We start from the raw sequence: 345 nt of genomic DNA, 5'->3' as shown, positions 1-345 counted from the left end.
CGTGCTGCCGTCCGACTTGCATGTGTTAGGCCTGCCGCCAGCGTTCAATCTGAGCCATGATCAAACTCTTCAGTTCAATCTTGAAAAACATTCAAAAGTAGATAACCACTTAAGAATGCTTAAATCATGCCCAGTCATCGCAATCAACATCTGAATTAACAGGTGTTTGCTTGAAATTCACTGGATAAACTTGTCACCCAGCGCACCAAGCACCCACACCTATTGCTTGATTTATCTGTTAAAGAACAAGTGCTTCAAGGCAAAGAAAGAGGCTTTAAAAACCCTTCCAGACCGCCCGTTTCCGGCGCCGCCTCAAGCGAGGTGCGCATTCTACAGATACCAAAA

At 45.5% G+C, this 345-nt stretch carries 1 rRNA gene; it reads right to left on the bottom strand.

Annotated elements, in window-relative coordinates:
• A 16S ribosomal RNA gene (locus tag AXE65_RS02400) occupies positions 1-76 on the bottom strand; the annotation flags it as partial.
• Positions 77-345: the final 269 nt, after the last annotated feature.

The sequence above is a fragment of the Ventosimonas gracilis genome (genome assembly GCF_001580025.1).
GTDB classification, from domain to species: Bacteria; Pseudomonadota; Gammaproteobacteria; order Pseudomonadales; family Pseudomonadaceae; genus Ventosimonas; species Ventosimonas gracilis.
Note: the sequence above shows the minus strand (reverse complement) of the source record. Positions and strands in the feature narration are given on the sequence as shown.